Source organism: Mesorhizobium sp. B264B1B (genome assembly GCF_020165765.1).
Lineage (GTDB): Bacteria > Pseudomonadota > Alphaproteobacteria > Rhizobiales > Rhizobiaceae > Mesorhizobium.
The window spans coordinates 315,299-330,585 of the sequence record NZ_JAIUIS010000007.1; the positions used below are offsets into that span (position 1 = coordinate 315,299).

Below are 15,287 nucleotides of genomic sequence, written 5' to 3' on the forward strand. Positions count from 1 at the left end.
GGGAGAGGAAGGGCGCGAGCTTATGCCGGGAGGCTCCCTTCCTCTCCCTCCGGAGGGGGGAGAGGTGGCGCTGCGGAGCAGCGACGGAGTGGGGGAAGCCGTTCGCCAAACGCGCCGCCGCGGCAAGACAGGCGGCGCAGTGCTACCGAGATCAATCAATCATGCCGGTGCCCAAAATGCCTGGCCGCGACCTCGACATGCGTATGCCCCACATGCGCCTCGAAACGCTCGGTATCGCCGGCATCGTTCATCGTCTCGTTCGGCCACCAGGCGCCGCCGATGGCGATGCCTTCGCAGACCAGCCGCTGGTCGGCGACCAGCGAGGCGCCGACCGCGTCGACAAAGGTGAAGCGGCCGGAGTGCTGCCGCAGCAGCGCGACGTCGCCGGCGGTTCCGACCTTGAGCGTGCCCAGATCAGGCCGCGCGATCGCCTGCGCCGCCGCTTGGGTGGCGGCGCGCAACACCTCGACCAGCGGCATGCCGAGCGCCAGCAGCTTCGACATGCACACCAGTATGTCGAAGGCCGGACCGTCGACGCAGTAGAGATGCACGTCGCTCGAGATGACGTCGGGCGCCAGCCCTTCGGCCAGCATGGCGCGAGCGACCTCGAAGTCGAACGAGCCCATGCCGTGGCCGAGATCGAAGATGACGCCGCGCTCGCGCGCCAGCCGCATGTCGGGCCGCACGGCGCCGGAGGCGAAGACCGGCGCGTTGGGAAACGGCCGGAAGCAATGGGTGAGAATATCGCCCCTGCGCAGGCGCGGCAGCACTTCCGAGCGCCCGGGCGGCGGCTCGTCTATGTGCGCCATCAGCGGCAGACCGGATTTGTCGGCCGCCTCCAGCGCCAGATCGACCGGCGCGATGCCGCTGGTGCCGCCGGCATGCTTGCCGGAGCGGACCTTGACGCCGACGACGACGTCCGCGTGCTCGCGCACCGCCGCCACCACTTCGCGCGGTTCGCAGAGCCTGAGATCGCTGCACTCGCCGACCGAGACGGTCTGCGAGAAGCCGAAAATGCCGGCGAAGGAGATGTTGACATAGGCCAGGATGCGCACCTTCGAGCGCTCCATGACATGACGGCGAAAGCCGAGGAAATTGCCGGCGCCGGCACTGCCGGCATCAATGAAGGTGGTGGTGCCGCTCTTAGCCGCCAGCCGGTCGGCATCGACGCCGAGCGAGGTGCCGCCCCAATAGACGTGGCTGTGCAGGTCGACGAGGCCGGGCGCCACGATGCAGCCCTTGGCATCGATGACGCTGGCCGCGCGGTCGGCGGGAATGTCGGCGTCGATGGCGGCGACGCGGCCATTGGCGATGGCAAGATCGCGCGGCGCGTCGAGCCCGGCCGCCGGATCGATCAGCCGCCCGCCCTTGAACAGAAGATCAAATTGCATCGGGCGCGCCTCCGCTTCGTCCCATCCTCGCCGACGGCCGTCAGAGCGGCCGGTAAGCGACGGCTTCCATTTCGATCTTGATGTCGATCATCAGCCGCGATTCGACCGTGGTGCGGGCCGGCGGGTTCTTCGGGAAATGCCTGGCATAGACGGCGTTGAAGGCGCCGAAGTCGCGCGCGTCCTCAAGCCAGACGGTGGTCTTGACCACATCGTCCATGGTGCAGCCGGCCAGCGCCAGCGCCGCCTTGACGTTGGAAAGCACCTGCTCGGTCTGTTCCGATATGCCGCCCCTGACCACGATGCCGTCGCCGCCGACCGGCACCTGGCCAGAGATATAGACGAAGTCGCCGGCCCGCACTGCGGGTGACAGCGGGACATGCGACGTTCCAAAACATTGCTTGGGCAAGAGCGGACCTCCTCTGATGCTATGACGGGACACGATGGGAGCGCCCGCTTCGGCCGAGATTTACCCCGATCGAGGCGATCCCGATAGAGGTCTTGTTGGAAAGCAACATTCCTGGAAATCCATGTTGCTTTATTACAGAAGCGCTTGCATCGTGCGCGCTCGCCGGCCGGGCTTGAAACGGACGGGCGCATTTCCAGAGCGGAGAACCGAGAATGACCTTCGACAAGAACCCGTTTCCATCAGGGGATGCCGACCGCCACGCCCTCTGGGAGATGCTGGTGCGGCGCGACATCGATGCCTTCATCGGTCAGGACTGGTCCATGGTCGAGGACGATTTTGTCGCCGAAAGCTTCTTCGGCATGCACGCGCATTTTCTTGCCAACGCCGACGCCTGGCGGCTGCAGTTCCCGCGGCTGGAGATCTATCGCGACGAGTGGCTGCGCCAGGCCAAGGAAACGGCGGCGACCAAATTCGCCGAGCCGCTGCGCGAGGCGCTGTTCCGCGTCACCAACCTGCGCGACATCGATGTCGACGGCGACCGCGCCGTGCTGCACAAGAAATTCGACGGCACCGTCGCCAAGGCGGATGGCGGCGTCGATCGGCTGAAATGGCAGACGCTGTATTTCTGCAGGAAGGTCGGCGGCAGCTGGAAGATCGCGGGCTTCGTCGGCTACATGCCCTATCCGCTGGGAGGCTGATAGCGCCTGTTGTCGAGGGCGGTCGGTTTTTGCAACCGATCCGACGATCAGTAGAGCGTCACGAAGGCCGGGAACAGCAGCCCGCTCTCCCGGAGATATTCGATCAGCTCGATGGCCGGGAAATAGAGCCCGTCATAGAAGGTGCGCTTCAGCGCGCGCGTCGAGAATTGCAACTCGTCATTGTCGCGGTAGAGCAGCGGGTTCGGCCAGAAGCGCGGCGTGGCCTTGGTGTAGGCGAGATAGGCCGGGCCGAATTTGCCCAGGAGGTATTCGGCTTCCTTGCGCGCCGTGACGCGGAAGATGAGGAAGCTGGCAGCGCCCAGCGCCACGGCCGCCAGAACCGAGCCGTAGAGCAGTCCGATACCGACAGCGCCCACCGTCGAGAAGAAATAGAGCGGGTTCTGACTTATCGAGAACGGTCCGATCGAGACCAGTTCCTCGTTTTTCTTGCCGCCGACATAGAGGATGCTCCAGAGCCGGCCGGCGACGCAGGCGAGCACCAGACAGAAGCCGAGGAATTCGAGCGTCTCGTGGCCTTGCGAGCCCTCGTTGAGCCCAGGCTTGGTGAGGAACAGAAGCAGGACCGCGAGCACCGCCGCCACTCGCACGAAAATCAGCCGTTTGCGCTGGACGAAGGCCTCTGAGACCGGCTTGAGGGAAGCGTAGGTCATTCGTGGTTTCCTGGGGCGCTGGCGAGGCCCGCGTGCACTCGGGCACGCCATTGATGGCGGATACAAGGCAATCGCTTTCTATCAAAGCAGCGCACGACGTTCGTAAAGCCTTTTTGCGCCAACCAGGTCCAACCTTACGAATTTGTATGCCGGCGGACAGGCTGGAGTGAAGTCGCTTCCATATCATTGCGATGCCGGTCCGCCATGGGCCGACATCAACTATGGCCGCCGGACCACCGGCATCGGACAGGGACTGGTTTGATGAGAAGATTTGCACTTGCCATTGCGGTGGGCAGCCTCGCTGTCTCGGCTTCGATCTCGCCCGTTTTCGCCGCCACCGCACCTTGCGAGGACACACTGAAGGCTCTTCGCGCGGCGGAGGCTACGGTTAAGCTCGGCGCCTCCGACAAGGCGAAGGTCTCGGAACTGGAGAGCCAGGGCATCGAACGCTGCAATGCCGACGATGATAAGCGCGCCGACGACTTCTTCGCCCAGGCCATGAAGGTCATAGGCAAGTAAGTCCGCGAATCACAAACCGCAGGACATCCGCCATGCTCACTTCCAACGCGCAAAAGCCCGCCGGATCGACCCACAACAGGGTCCCGGACGTCACCGCCGATTTCTGGCTGATCAAGCTGATGGCGGTGACCATGGGCGAGACGGCGGCTGACTATCTCGCCGTCAATCTTGGCCTTGGGCTGACCGCCACGTCGTTGATCATGACCGGCGTCCTAGTCGTTGCCCTTGCCCTCCAGTTCGCCCAGAAACGCTACGTGCCCTGGGCTTACTGGCTGGCGGTGGTGCTGATCAGCGTCGTCGGCACGCTGATATCAGACAATCTGGTCGACAATTTCGGCGTGCGTCTCGAAACGACCACGATCGCCTTCACCGTCATGCTCGCCGCCACATTCGCTGTTTGGTATGCAAGCGAGCGGACGCTGTCGATCCACACCATCTTCACCACCCGGCGCGAGATCTTCTACTGGCTGGCGATCCTGTTCACCTTCTCGCTCGGCACCGCCGCCGGCGATCTCGTCGCCGAGAGCTTCGACATGGGCTACCTGACGACCGGCCTGCTGTTCGGCGGCGTAATCGCGGTCATCGCCGGTGCCTATTACCTGCTTCATCTGGACGGCATTCTCGCCTTCTGGCTCGCCTATATCCTGACGCGGCCACTTGGCGCCTCCTTCGGCGATCTGCTGTCGCAGCCAGTCGAATATGGCGGCCTCGGTTTCGGCACCACCTTCACCAGCCTGATCTTCCTCGGCTGCATCATTGCCCTGGTTCTCTACATGACGCTGAAGAAGACCGCAGACGATGCCGACGAGATCTTGCTGGAATCGGACTGACGCCGGACAAGCGCAGCCGAGCTTACCGGCCACGTGCCATCCTAGGAACGGACCCACGCCGGTGCTAGCCTGTTCCCAACATCGGCAATCAACCGGAACAGCGATGCGACTTCTTCTTGTCGAGGATGACCACAGGACGGCTGACTACATCGTCAGGGGCCTGACCGAGGCCGGCCATGTCTGCGACCTATTGCGCAACGGGCACGACGCGCTCTTCGCCGCGACCAGCGGCGGCTATGACGTGATCGTGGCCGACCGGATGATCCCAGGCCTCGACGGCCTGTCGATGGTTAAGGCGGTCCGTGCGGCGGGCGTGCGCACGCCGGCGATCTTTCTCACGTCCGTCGGCGGCATCGACGACCGTGTCGAGGGCCTCGAGGCTGGCGGCGACGACTATCTGGTCAAGCCTTTCGCCTTTTCCGAATTGCTTGCCCGCATCAATGCGCTCGGCCGCAGGCCGGCCGCACTGGAGCAGAAGACCGTTCTGCGGGTAGCCGACCTCGAAATGGACCTGATCATGCGCCGCGTTGCCAGGCAGGGCCAGCCGATCGACCTGCAACCGCGTGAGTTCAGCCTGTTGGAGGTGCTGATGCGCGGCGAGGGCCGGGTGATCACCCGCACCATGCTCCTGGAGCGCGTCTGGGATTTCCATTTCGATCCCAGGACCAGCGTCGTCGAGACCCATATCAGCCGCTTGCGGGCCAAGATCGACAGGCCTTTCGAAACCCAGCTCATCCATACGGTCCGCAATACCGGCTACAGCCTGCACGCACCGCTTTCACCATGACCGCAACATGGTCCCGGCTGCCGCGCAGCACGCCGTTCCGGCTCGCCTTGACGTTCGCCTTCCTGTTCATGCTGGCTTTCGTGCTGTCCGGCGCCATCGTCTACCGGATGATGAGCGCCGATCTTGCGGGACGGCTCGACGAAACCATCAGGGAAACCTACTCGGTCGTCGCCGCAACGTATACCGAGAGCGACCTCGAGGACCTGATCGCCACGGTCGAGAGTCATTCGCAGCTCAGCTCCAAGAAGGAACAGCTCTTTTCGCTGACCGACGCGGCCGGCAACCGTCTGGCCGGCAACTTCACCGCGGCTGGAGTTCCCGACGGGTTCTCGATGCTCGACGCAAAAATGCCCGGTGTGCCGGCCGGTGCCCAATACCGTGCCTATTCCGGCTCGATTGGCGGCAACAATCTGACGATCGCCTTCAGCCTGTCCGAGACGGAGGAACTGGAAACTATCATACTGATGAGCTTCGGCTGGGCGACGCTGATCATCGCCGGGCTGGCGGTGGCCGGCGGCGCCTTGCTCGCCTCGCGCGTTCAGCGCCGGCTCGACGGCATTGCCGCCACTATGGTGGATGTCTCGCATGGCCGGCTGGATACCCGCATTCCACTGACCGGCAATGGCGACGACATCGACGTCGTGTCCAATCAGGTCAATGCGGCTCTTGATCGTCTGTCGGCGCTGGTCGAAGGCATGAAGCAGGTCAGCGCCGACATTGCGCACGATCTGAAGACGCCGCTCAATCGGCTGCAGATGATTCTGGAGGGCGCGGCCGACAAGGCGGCGCAGGATCAGGATGTCTCCGGCGACCTGGCCGACGCGCGCGCGGAGGGTCACCAGATCAACGAGACCTTTGACGCGCTGCTTAGAATTGCACAGATCGAGGCTGGCGCGCGCAAGGCGCGCTTTACCGATGTCGATCTCGGCGAGATTCTGCAAACCATCGCCGAGATCTACACCGAGGTGGCAGAGGACGACTGCAAGTCGCTGTCGTCGCAGCGGCTGGACGGGACGACGGACCGGATCCATGGCGATCGCGAGCTGCTGATGCAGATGTTCGCCAACCTGGTCGAGAATGCGCTGCGCCATTGCCCGCCCGGCACCGCGATCAAATTGTCGGCCGAACGCCGGGACGAGCATATCCTGGCCAGAGTCGCCGACAACGGTCCTGGCATCCCGGCGTACGAGCGTGAAAAAGTGTTCCAGCGGCTCTACCGGCTGGACCACAGCCGCTCGACGCCAGGCAGCGGCCTCGGCCTCAGCCTCGTTAGGGCCATCGCCGACCTGCACGGCGCATCGATCACGCTTGAGGACTGCCGGCCGGGTCTCGCCGTGATGGTGAGTTTCCCGCTGGCGTCGGGTTAGCCGGCGATAGACCTGGATCCTCTGTCCGTCATCCCGGTCTTACGGATCCGTAAGGCGCCGGCCAGCTGCCCGACAACTCGCCTCGCTAGGATCGACCGATCTTCTCTCGATCCGGGGGAAGCGGGGCGGCAACTGTAATCGTTCCGACCCCTCGATGCCGAACCACTTCGGCACCACAACAAGCGTTAGGAGAAAAGACCATGAGGAAATTCGTCATCGCCGCCGCGACAGTGCTGGCGGCCGCATCCTCGACGGCAGCCCTTGCAAGGACGGTTACCAGCACCATCGTCAATGTCGATGCAAAGGGCGACGCCATCACGCTGGCCGACGGCAAGACGCTGAACCTGCCGGAGGGCATAGAGGTCGAGACGCTGAAGCCCGGCAAGAAGGTGATCGTCACCTATTCGACGAAATCCGGCAAATCGCTGGTCTCGAACATCCAGCCTGCCAAGTAAAGGCGGCACGACCGGGCCGCCTGCGGCCCGGTTTTTCACCGGTGATCACCGATCGATCCGCGTCGACAGGATGATCGATGACGACGTCCGTTCGACGCCTTCGAGGGCGCCGATCTGGTCGAGCAGCGTGTCCAGGTCCTTGATCGACGGCGCGTCGGCGATGACGATCATGTCGAAATTGCCGCTCACCGAATGCAGCGTCCTGACCGGCGCCAGGGCTCGCAGGCTGCGCACCACCTTGTCGGCGAGCTTGGGCGTTACGGTGAGCAGCACATGCGCCCGCACCAGTCCCTGTTCATAATCGGGCGCAAGCTTGACGCCGTAGCCGGCTATGATGCCGCGCTGCTCCAGCCGTTCGATGCGGCTCTGCACCGTGGTGCGCGACACGCCGAGCCGGCGCGCCAGCGCGGCGGTCGAGGCGCGGGCGTTCTCGCGCAACAGGGCAAGCAGGGCCTGGTCGGCATCACTCAGCATTTCAACGAACCTGGTCGGCATATCGGCAAAAAGGGTACTTCATTTCGTACAATTCCACGCTTCCTTTCGTCCGGCAAGCCGCGATTGTAGCGGGACAAATCAACTGTCGGGCGAGGGAACCGGGTCATGAAGAAAATTGTTGTCGTCGGCGCCGGCAAGATCGGCTCGACCATTGCCGAGATGCTGTTTTCAACCGGGGACTATCACGTCACTCTCGTTGACCGCTCGGCCGCGCAGCTTGCCGCGGCCGAACTGCCTGACGGGGTCGAGACGCTGGAACTCGACATCGCGGCCGCGGGCACGCTGGAAGCTGCGCTCGCCGGAAAATTCGCGGTGCTCAGCGCCGCTCCCTTCCATCTGACCACGCGCATCGCCGAAGCCGCCGCAAGCGCCGACGTGCATTATCTCGACCTCACCGAGGACGTCGTCTCGACCCGGCGCGTGAAGGAACTGGCGCGTTCGGCCAACAACGCCTTCATCCCGCAATGCGGGCTGGCGCCGGGCTTCATCTCGATCGTCGCCAACGACCTCGCCAGCCGTTTCGATACGCTGGAGAGCGTGCGCATGCGGGTCGGCGCGCTGCCGCAATATCCTTCGAACGCGCTGAACTACAATCTGACCTGGAGCACCGACGGCGTCATCAACGAATATTGCGAGCCCTGCGAGGCGATCGTCGAGGGCGAGCTGGTCGAGGTGCCGCCGCTGGAGGAGCGTGAGGAATTCTCGCTCGACGGGGTGACCTACGAGGCCTTCAACACCTCCGGCGGGCTCGGCACGCTGGCCGAGACGCTGAAGGGCAAGGTGCGCACGCTCAACTATCGCACCATCCGCTATCCCGGCCACGCCGCCATCATGAAGGCGCTGCTCAACGACCTCGGCCTGCGCCACCGCCGCGAGGTGCTGAAGGACATTTTCGAAAGCGCGCTGCCAGCGACGCTGCAGGACGTGGTCATCGTCTTCGTCACCGTCTCGGGGCGCAAGAACGGCCGCCTGCTGCAGGAGACCTACGCCAACAAGATCTATTCGAAGCGGGTCGGCCAGACGGTGCGCAGCGCCATCCAGATCACCACGGCATCGGGAATCTGCGCCGTGCTCGACATGCTGGCCGACGGCACCTTGCCGGCGACCGGCTTCGTCAAGCAGGAGGACATCGCGCTCGACGCCTTCCTCGCCAACCGCTTCGGCCGTGCCTACGCCCAGCACGAGATGGTCAGCCGGCTGGCGAGCTGACGCGCCCCAGCGGACGGCCAAGGCCCTCGGGACAACGGCCAGCTCCGTCTGGCCTATGGCCGTGCGAGGCCTTTGCCCGCAAAGTGGTTGCGAACACCCCTTGCGAGGATGCCATGCGAAAGCTGATCTCCACCGGTTCGCCCTTCGAGAAGACCGCCGGCTATTCGCGCGCCGTGGTGCAGGGCGACTGGTGTTTCGTGTCCGGAACGACCGGCTATGACTATGCCTCGATGACGATGCCGGAAACCGTCGAGGCGCAGACGCGCAACTGCCTGGCAACCATCGCCAGTGCCTTGCTGGACGGCGGCTTCGGCATGAAGGATGTGGTGCGCGCGCATTACTACATAACCGACCGGGCCTTCGTCGACGTGGTGTTCCCCATTCTCGGCGAAGCGTTCGGCGAGATCAGGCCGGCGGCAACGATGATCGTGTGCCAGCTCAACAGACCGGAGATGAAGATCGAAATCGAGGTGACGGCGCTTCGGCGCACAGACTGAGGAGGCCAATGCCATGGCAGTGCGGCGTATCGTAGCCAATATCGAAACAAAGGACGCGGCATCGGCGAGGCGCTTCTACCATGACGTGCTCGGCCTCGATGTGCTCATGGATCAAGGCTGGATCGTCACCTACGGGTCCGAGGAAAGGATGCAGGTACAGGTCAGCTTCATGGCGCAAGGCGGGTCGGGCACGCCGGTGCCGGACCTGTCGATCGAGGTCGACGACGTTGATGCCGCACTCGACGCCATGAAGGCAGCCGGCTTCGCCATCGAATACGGGCCGGCCGACGAGCCCTGGGGCGTGCGGCGCTTCTATGTGCGCGACCCTTTCGGTCGGCTGGTCAACATTCTCTCGCATCGGTGAATATCTGCAAAGCGCCGAGGCGACTGCAGACCTGGACATGTTGGCGGACAGCGCCCCCCTCTGGCCTGCCGGCCATCTCCCCCTCAAGGGGGGAGATTACGCACTTAGCCGCCTTCGCCAATTGTTCCTCCTTGCGTCGCAACCACTTGGCGGTTAGCAAGGCCGCGGTCGCACAGCGCCGCGCGCCTCATTGGCGCGCGAAGGATGCTGTGCAAAATCGAAACGCATTCTTTCTGGGACGGCTCTCCATGGCTTCGAAACATCTCTTCCTGCTTCCCGGCGACGGCATCGGCCCCGAGGCCATGGCCGAGGTCAAGAAGCTGATAGCGGCCATGAACGAGAAGCTCGGCAGCGGCTTCGCCACCGACGAGGGGCTGGTCGGCGGCTGCGCCTACGATGCACATGGTGCCGCGATTTCCGATGCCGACATGGAAAAGGCTGTTGCCGCCGACGCCGTGCTGTTCGGCGCCGTCGGCGGTCCGAAATGGGATGCCGTGCCTTACGAGGTTCGCCCCGAGGCCGGCCTGCTGCGCCTGCGCAAGGACATGGAGCTGTTTGCCAATCTCAGGCCCGCGATCTGCTATCCGGCGCTGGCGGCGTCCTCCTCGCTGAAGCAAGAGGTGGTCGAAGGCCTCGACATATTGATCGTGCGCGAACTGACCGGCGGCGTCTATTTCGGCGAGCCCAAGCAGATCATCGATCTCGGCAACGGCCAGAAGCGCGGCATCGACACCCAGGTCTACGACACATTCGAGATCGAGCGCATTTCGGGCGTCGCCTTCGAATTGGCGCGCACGCGCAAGAACCATGTCACCTCGATGGAAAAGCGCAACGTCATGAAGTCCGGCGTGTTGTGGAACGAGGTCGTCACCCAGACCCACAAGGCCCGATATTCCGACGTCAAGCTCGACCACATGCTGGCCGATGCCGGCGGCATGCAACTGGTGCGCTGGCCAAAGCAGTTCGACGTCATCGTCACCGATAACCTGTTCGGCGACATGCTGTCCGATATCGCCGCCATGCTGACCGGCTCGATCGGCATGCTGCCTTCCGCCTCGCTCGGCGCGCCTGATGCCAAGACCAAGAAGCGCAAGGCGCTTTACGAGCCGGTGCACGGTTCGGCGCCCGATATCGCCGGCAAGGGCATCGCCAACCCGATCGCCATGATCGCTTCCTTCGCCATGTGCCTGCGCTATTCCTTCGCCATGGTCGATGAAGCCGACAAGCTCGAAGCGGCAATCGCCGCCGTGCTCGACGACGGGCTGCGCACCAAGGACATCCTCTCGGCTGGCATGACCGAGGTCGGCACCGTCGAGATGGGCGACGCGATCATCGCCAAGTTCCTGGGCTGACCCCCATGACGGTCGACGTCCGCTGGGCGACGGCCGGCGACGCGACGGCGCTCGCCACGATGCTGTGCGACATGGCGGTGCATTACCGGCAGCCGCCGCTCGACCACGAGCGCGCCTTGTCGGCGGCACGCAAATGGCTGGGCGAGGAAAGCCCGGCCTATCCGCATTTCGCGCTGGCTTTCGTCGGGGCCGAGATCAGCGGCCTGGCATCTGTGGCGATCGCGCATCCCGGCATCGACCTCGAGCGGCTATTGTTCCTCAAGGATCTGTTCGTGCACGACAAGGCTCGCAACGCCGGCGTCGGCCGGGCGCTGGTCGGCTTTCTCGCCGACCATTGCCGGCGCAACGGCATCGGCCGCATCGACCTGACCACCGAGGACTGGAACGAAGGCGCGCTGCGCTTCTACGACCGGCTTGGCGCCGAACGCCACGGCCAGAAGATCTTTCTCAGGCTTTCGGGCGAGGCGCTGGGGGCGGTCAGACCCTGACGCCCGCCGGCACCGGTCCCCAAGGATTTTCGCCCAGCTGAGGCGGCATAAGCCCGAAGACTAGCACGGCGATGCCGCCAATGAGCGGGATGAAGCAAAGCAGGGCAAACCAGCCGCTCAGGCCGGCGTCATGCGCACGCCGTACGAGGAGCGCAATGCAAGGCAGGATCAATCCCGAAAAGAACACCAGTAGGGGTATGAACCCTATGAACCCCATCGGCGTCCTGTCCGCGTTGGTTTCGAAGCCGTTGATCGCCAGTTCAACAAGTATCCCGAAGCCGAAAAGCGCGAGCACCCCGAGGGTGTAGAATAGCCAGAAGGCCCAGAATTCCTTGCGGCGGGAGCGTCCGGTGAAATTGCCATAATCCGCGATCACCGCGCGCCAGAAATAAGCCCACAGCCCCGTGGAGTAGGCGGGCCGGCTTCGGGCAGAACGGCTGGTCTGCCGTGGCTGACTGGTGGTTGACGACGATGCGGCCGAGGCCGTGGCGACAATGTGGTGCGCCGTGCCGTCGCCCGGCTGGAACTCGACAAGGGTACCCCTGCCCAGGGGCAGTTCCAGGCTGAAATCGATACGGGAAAAGATGTAGCGTTTGCCGTCGGTTCCGTTGATGTAACCGTAGTCCTGGCCTTCGTCATAGTGGAACACCGTCCCGCGCATGCTCTGCCCCACTTCACATTGCGTCGCGAGACGCTACTTAAAGTTGCACGTAATTGCAATACGCACGCAGGGCTACGTTCTGGCGCCCGCCGGCACCGGTCCCCACTGGTTCTCCCGGGCCTGGGTCGGGATGAGCGCGAAGACCAGGATGATCAGGCTGCCGATGGTGGGGATCAGGATCACCAGGAAAAGCCAGCCGGTCAGGCCGATATCGTGCAGACGACGCACGGTCATGCCGAGGCCAGGCAGAAAGGTCGCAAGTAGGAAAAGGCCGAACAGGCCAATCGTCACCGCCGGCATTTCAGCGTCGTCGAGATTGCCCATCGCGGCATCGGCGAAAATGCCGATGCCGGTCACTGCCAGCAGCGCGACGAACCAGAACAGGCAATAGGCCCAGTATTCCTTGCGGCGGGCGCGGCCGGTGAAGTTGAAATAATTCTCGGTGATGCCGCGCCAGAAATAACCCCACAGGCCGGGCTCGGCCGGCCCGGTGCTGGCGGCGCGGCCAAAATGCCGCGGCTGTGCGATTTGAGCAGCGGAAGAGACGGACGCACCGGTTCGCGCATGGGCGCCGGCGGCCACGCCGGTTGGAGGCGCGGATTGGGCGCCGGCCGGGAAGATGTCGCGCGCCTGGCCGCCGCCGGGCTGGAATTCAACGGCCGTGCCTCGGGCAATTGCGATTTCGCGGCGCAGATCCTCACGCGCGAAAGTATAGCGCTCACCATCCGCCCCGGTGATGAAGCCGAAGCCCTGGGTCTCGTCATAGTGAAGAACTTCGCCGCGCATGCCCCGATCCCCCGAACGCCCGACCAGACTGTTCAAAGTTCCGGCGGATCGCAAGGGGCAGCATGAAAATGCGACGGCTGGCGCGGCAGCCATCGTGACGACATGGCCGGGAGATCTCAGCTCGGCCGCTTCTTCGCCTTCTTGGGTTTCGGCGGTCCGGCGTTGTCGAATTTCGGCTTGCCCGGCTTTTTCGCCCAGGGCTTCGCGTCAGATGCGGCGGGGCGCTGGTCGCCAGCCGGCGCGCGCTTCTCGAATTTGCGCTTCGGCGCGTTCGGGTCGAACGGCGCCTTGCCGCGATGCGGTTTCTTGTCCGGACCTGGCGGCTGGTAGCCGGCGCGCGACAGGTCCGGCATGCCGTCCAGCCGTTTCACCACGATGTTACCCTGCAATTTGCGGTCGGGACCAACGGCGGCGAGGAAACGGTCGGCCCAGTCGGCGGCGATCTGCACGAAGGTCTCTTCCGGCTGCATCTTGATGGCGCCGATCTCGCGCTTGGTGATGCTGCCGGTGCGGCACAGCATCGGAATCAGCCAGCGTGGCTCGGCATTCTGCCGGCGCCCGACCGACAGCGAAAACCAGACGCTGGCGCCGAAATCGTCGCGGCGGCTGGGCGCCTCGTCGCGGCGCGCGAAGTTTTCGCCCGCCGGTCTTTCACGCGACGGCGTGAACGGCGCGACGTCCATCAGATCCTCTGGCGCCGAGCGGCTCGAGCGGCACAGCCGCACGAAGGCGGCCGTCACCTGCTCGGCGCCGTGCTTGGCGAGAAGCGCGTCGATGAAGCCGCGTTCGTCGTCCTTCACCGGTTCATCGAAGGTGGGATCGGCAAGGATGCGCTCGTCATCGCGGCGGATCACGTCGTCGGCGGATGGCGGACTTGCCCATGTCGCGGTCAGCTTTGCGCTCGCCAGCAGGCGTTCGGTTCGCCTGCGGGCGCTGTTGGGCACGATCAGCGCGCTGACGCCCTTGCGACCCGCGCGTCCGGTGCGGCCGCTTCGGTGCAGCAGCGTTTCCGGGTTGGTCGGCAGGTCGGCATGGATGACCAGCTCCAGATTGGGCAGGTCGATGCCGCGCGCCGCGACGTCGGTGGCGATGCAGACCTTGGCGCGGCCATCGCGCATCGCCTGCAGCGCGTGGCTGCGTTCGTTCTGGCTGAGCTCGCCCGAGAGCGCGACGACTGAAAAATTGCGGTTGTTGAAGCGTGCGGTGAGATGGTTGACGGCGGCACGGGTGTTGCAGAACACCAGCGCGTTTTTCGCCTCGTAGAAACGCAGCACATTGATGATGGCGTTCTCGCGATCGGCCTGGGCGACGCTGAGCGCCCGGTATTCGATGTCGAGATGCTGCTTCTCCTCGCCGGCGGCCGAGATGCGCACGGCGTCACGTTGATAGCCCTGGGCGAGGGTTGCGATGGAGCGCGGCACGGTGGCCGAAAACATCAGCGTGCGGCGCTCGGCGGGGGCGGCGTCGAGGATGAATTCCAGGTCCTCGCGAAAACCGAGATCGAGCATCTCGTCGGCTTCGTCCAGCACCACCGCCTTCAGCGCCGACATGTCGAGCGAGTTCCGCGTGATGTGGTCGCGCAGCCGACCGGGGGTGCCGACGACGATATGGGCGCCGCGCTCCAGCGCGCGCCGTTCGGTGCGCATGTCCATGCCGCCGACGCAGGAGGCGACCGTGGCGCCGGTCAGCTCGTAGAGCCATTCCAGTTCGCGCGTCACCTGCAGCGCCAGCTCGCGCGTCGGCGCCACCGCCAGCGCCAACGGGGCCGCGGCATGGGCAAAGCGGTCGGCGCCGCCGAGGAGCGTCGGCGCCATGGCAAGGCCGAAGGCCACCGTCTTGCCGGAGCCGGTCTGCGCCGACACCAGCGCGTCGGCCTGGCCAAGTTCCAGGACCGCCTTCTGCACCGGCGTCAGTTCGGCATAGCCGCGTTTTTCCAGCGCCTTTGCCAGCGCAGGAACAAGTGCTTCGAAGTTGGACATCTCACTCTTTCGGAATTCAGGGCTTGCGCTCATCATGGAGCACATACAGGGCTGGCGCAGCGCCAGCCAGACGATCTCGCCCGTTCGTACTTGCTGGCGCCGCTCTTGTACAGGGCAGGCGGCACCGCCTTCCCTTCTCCCGCAAGGAGGGAAGGAAGAAACACCACTGATTGACTCCTGCCGCAAACCGCGTAAAAGCCCGCTTCGAACGGGATCGTTTTTCGATGCGCGGCCTTTTGATGGCTCTTCTTGCATTCGATGCCCCCAGCCGCAATGAGCATCATTGCGCCGGGCGTTTCGGCGCGTCCCCCCGTTCCAGCAAAGTAACGGCC

The 15,287-nt window shown here is 64.5% G+C and carries 18 protein-coding genes; 11 read left to right on the forward strand and 7 right to left on the reverse strand.

Translation table 11 applies throughout. From position 1 onward, the window contains the following. Positions 1–155: 155 nt before the first annotated feature. Together LB547_RS17115 and LB547_RS17120 are read right to left on the reverse strand one after the other, a co-directional pair. Positions 156–1,391 carry an amidohydrolase/deacetylase family metallohydrolase gene (locus tag LB547_RS17115; protein ID WP_140514051.1) on the reverse strand — a complete coding sequence of 412 codons (1,236 nt, stop codon included), beginning with the start codon at positions 1,389–1,391 and terminating at the stop codon, positions 156–158. Positions 1,392–1,431: 40 nt separating this feature from the next. Further along, positions 1,432–1,797, reverse strand: a complete 366-nt coding sequence (locus LB547_RS17120) for a RidA family protein (protein WP_140514050.1) — start codon at positions 1,795–1,797, stop codon at positions 1,432–1,434. Positions 1,798–2,009: 212 nt separating this feature from the next. On the opposite strand from LB547_RS17120, the gene LB547_RS17125 reads away from it, so the two are divergent. Continuing rightward, complete coding sequence (locus tag LB547_RS17125) at positions 2,010–2,495, forward strand: hypothetical protein (RefSeq protein ID WP_140492097.1); 486 nt, start codon at positions 2,010–2,012, stop codon at positions 2,493–2,495. Positions 2,496–2,542: 47 nt separating this feature from the next. Here LB547_RS17125 and LB547_RS17130 read toward each other — a convergent pair whose 3' ends face one another. Then, complete coding sequence (locus LB547_RS17130; protein WP_140759124.1) at positions 2,543–3,166, reverse strand: methyltransferase family protein; 624 nt, start codon at positions 3,164–3,166, stop codon at positions 2,543–2,545. 261 nt (positions 3,167–3,427) lie between these two features. Here LB547_RS17130 and LB547_RS17135 point away from each other — a divergent pair, with 261 nt between their 5' ends. From LB547_RS17135 to LB547_RS17155, 5 genes are all read left to right on the forward strand, one after another. Next, positions 3,428–3,685 carry a hypothetical protein gene (locus LB547_RS17135; protein ID WP_140514048.1) on the forward strand — a complete coding sequence of 86 codons (258 nt, stop codon included), beginning with the start codon at positions 3,428–3,430 and terminating at the stop codon, positions 3,683–3,685. 32 nt (positions 3,686–3,717) lie between these two features. Next, positions 3,718–4,515 carry a hypothetical protein gene (locus tag LB547_RS17140; protein WP_140492106.1) on the forward strand — a complete coding sequence of 266 codons (798 nt, stop codon included), beginning with the start codon at positions 3,718–3,720 and terminating at the stop codon, positions 4,513–4,515. Between the two features lie 103 nt (positions 4,516–4,618). Continuing rightward, the gene (locus LB547_RS17145) at positions 4,619–5,302 is read left to right on the forward strand and encodes a winged helix-turn-helix domain-containing protein (RefSeq protein ID WP_140492109.1); all 684 of its coding nucleotides are present in this window, start codon (positions 4,619–4,621) and stop codon (positions 5,300–5,302) included. Further along, positions 5,299–6,669: a sensor histidine kinase gene (locus tag LB547_RS17150; protein ID WP_140492112.1), complete on the forward strand. Its 1,371-nt coding sequence runs from the start codon at positions 5,299–5,301 to the stop codon at positions 6,667–6,669. Before LB547_RS17145 ends, LB547_RS17150 begins: the two co-directional genes overlap by 4 nt. Before the next feature lie 200 nt (positions 6,670–6,869). Continuing rightward, complete coding sequence (locus tag LB547_RS17155) at positions 6,870–7,124, forward strand: DUF1344 domain-containing protein (protein WP_140492115.1); 255 nt, start codon at positions 6,870–6,872, stop codon at positions 7,122–7,124. Positions 7,125–7,169: 45 nt separating this feature from the next. On the opposite strand, the gene LB547_RS17160 is transcribed toward LB547_RS17155, so the two are convergent. Then, a complete protein-coding gene (locus tag LB547_RS17160) occupies positions 7,170–7,598 on the reverse strand; it encodes an Lrp/AsnC family transcriptional regulator (RefSeq protein WP_140492118.1) in 429 nt (142 codons plus the stop codon). A gap of 126 nt (positions 7,599–7,724) precedes the next feature. On the opposite strand from LB547_RS17160, the gene LB547_RS17165 reads away from it, so the two are divergent. The 5 genes from LB547_RS17165 (at position 7,725) to LB547_RS17185 (ending at position 11,529) form a co-directional block, all read left to right on the forward strand. Then, the gene (locus LB547_RS17165; protein WP_140524555.1) at positions 7,725–8,828 is read left to right on the forward strand and encodes a saccharopine dehydrogenase family protein; all 1,104 of its coding nucleotides are present in this window, start codon (positions 7,725–7,727) and stop codon (positions 8,826–8,828) included. A 113-nt stretch (positions 8,829–8,941) separates the two neighbouring features. Next, complete coding sequence (locus LB547_RS17170) at positions 8,942–9,325, forward strand: RidA family protein (RefSeq protein ID WP_140554774.1); 384 nt, start codon at positions 8,942–8,944, stop codon at positions 9,323–9,325. Positions 9,326–9,338: 13 nt separating this feature from the next. Continuing rightward, a complete protein-coding gene (locus LB547_RS17175; RefSeq protein WP_140554775.1) occupies positions 9,339–9,689 on the forward strand; it encodes a VOC family protein in 351 nt (116 codons plus the stop codon). A 248-nt stretch (positions 9,690–9,937) separates the two neighbouring features. Continuing rightward, positions 9,938–11,041 carry a 3-isopropylmalate dehydrogenase gene (leuB, locus tag LB547_RS17180; RefSeq protein WP_140492129.1) on the forward strand — a complete coding sequence of 368 codons (1,104 nt, stop codon included), beginning with the start codon at positions 9,938–9,940 and terminating at the stop codon, positions 11,039–11,041. A 5-nt stretch (positions 11,042–11,046) separates the two neighbouring features. Then, complete coding sequence (locus LB547_RS17185; RefSeq protein ID WP_140759127.1) at positions 11,047–11,529, forward strand: GNAT family N-acetyltransferase; 483 nt, start codon at positions 11,047–11,049, stop codon at positions 11,527–11,529. On the opposite strand, the gene LB547_RS17190 is transcribed toward LB547_RS17185, so the two are convergent. The 3 genes from LB547_RS17190 to LB547_RS17200 all read right to left on the reverse strand — a co-directional run bounded on the left by LB547_RS17190 (position 11,519) and on the right by LB547_RS17200 (position 14,955). Continuing rightward, positions 11,519–12,190 carry a DUF805 domain-containing protein gene (locus LB547_RS17190; RefSeq protein ID WP_140759129.1) on the reverse strand — a complete coding sequence of 224 codons (672 nt, stop codon included), beginning with the start codon at positions 12,188–12,190 and terminating at the stop codon, positions 11,519–11,521. The two genes, LB547_RS17185 and LB547_RS17190, sit on opposite strands and share 11 nt — an antisense overlap. A 72-nt stretch (positions 12,191–12,262) precedes the next feature. Then, complete coding sequence (locus tag LB547_RS17195; RefSeq protein ID WP_140492138.1) at positions 12,263–12,976, reverse strand: DUF805 domain-containing protein; 714 nt, start codon at positions 12,974–12,976, stop codon at positions 12,263–12,265. Between the two features lie 116 nt (positions 12,977–13,092). Then, positions 13,093–14,955 carry a DEAD/DEAH box helicase gene (locus LB547_RS17200; RefSeq protein ID WP_140514040.1) on the reverse strand — a complete coding sequence of 621 codons (1,863 nt, stop codon included), beginning with the start codon at positions 14,953–14,955 and terminating at the stop codon, positions 13,093–13,095. Between the last annotated feature and the right edge of the window lie 332 nt (positions 14,956–15,287).

Coding starts and splice junctions, on each gene's coding strand:
- LB547_RS17125 (WP_140492097.1), top strand. CDS start 2,010: ATGACCTTCGACAAGAACCCGTTTCCATCAGGGGATGCCGACCGCCAC.
- LB547_RS17165 (WP_140524555.1), top strand. CDS start 7,725: ATGAAGAAAATTGTTGTCGTCGGCGCCGGCAAGATCGGCTCGACCATT.
- LB547_RS17155 (WP_140492115.1), top strand. CDS start 6,870: ATGAGGAAATTCGTCATCGCCGCCGCGACAGTGCTGGCGGCCGCATCC.
- LB547_RS17130 (WP_140759124.1), bottom strand. CDS start 3,166: ATGACCTACGCTTCCCTCAAGCCGGTCTCAGAGGCCTTCGTCCAGCGC.
- LB547_RS17150 (WP_140492112.1), top strand. CDS start 5,299: ATGACCGCAACATGGTCCCGGCTGCCGCGCAGCACGCCGTTCCGGCTC.
- LB547_RS17175 (WP_140554775.1), top strand. CDS start 9,339: ATGGCAGTGCGGCGTATCGTAGCCAATATCGAAACAAAGGACGCGGCA.
- LB547_RS17185 (WP_140759127.1), top strand. CDS start 11,047: ATGACGGTCGACGTCCGCTGGGCGACGGCCGGCGACGCGACGGCGCTC.
- leuB (WP_140492129.1), top strand. CDS start 9,938: ATGGCTTCGAAACATCTCTTCCTGCTTCCCGGCGACGGCATCGGCCCC.
- LB547_RS17200 (WP_140514040.1), bottom strand. CDS start 14,955: ATGTCCAACTTCGAAGCACTTGTTCCTGCGCTGGCAAAGGCGCTGGAA.
- LB547_RS17145 (WP_140492109.1), top strand. CDS start 4,619: ATGCGACTTCTTCTTGTCGAGGATGACCACAGGACGGCTGACTACATC.
- LB547_RS17140 (WP_140492106.1), top strand. CDS start 3,718: ATGCTCACTTCCAACGCGCAAAAGCCCGCCGGATCGACCCACAACAGG.
- LB547_RS17190 (WP_140759129.1), bottom strand. CDS start 12,190: ATGCGCGGGACGGTGTTCCACTATGACGAAGGCCAGGACTACGGTTAC.
- LB547_RS17195 (WP_140492138.1), bottom strand. CDS start 12,976: ATGCGCGGCGAAGTTCTTCACTATGACGAGACCCAGGGCTTCGGCTTC.
- LB547_RS17135 (WP_140514048.1), top strand. CDS start 3,428: ATGAGAAGATTTGCACTTGCCATTGCGGTGGGCAGCCTCGCTGTCTCG.
- LB547_RS17160 (WP_140492118.1), bottom strand. CDS start 7,598: ATGCTGAGTGATGCCGACCAGGCCCTGCTTGCCCTGTTGCGCGAGAAC.
- LB547_RS17115 (WP_140514051.1), bottom strand. CDS start 1,391: ATGCAATTTGATCTTCTGTTCAAGGGCGGGCGGCTGATCGATCCGGCG.
- LB547_RS17170 (WP_140554774.1), top strand. CDS start 8,942: ATGCGAAAGCTGATCTCCACCGGTTCGCCCTTCGAGAAGACCGCCGGC.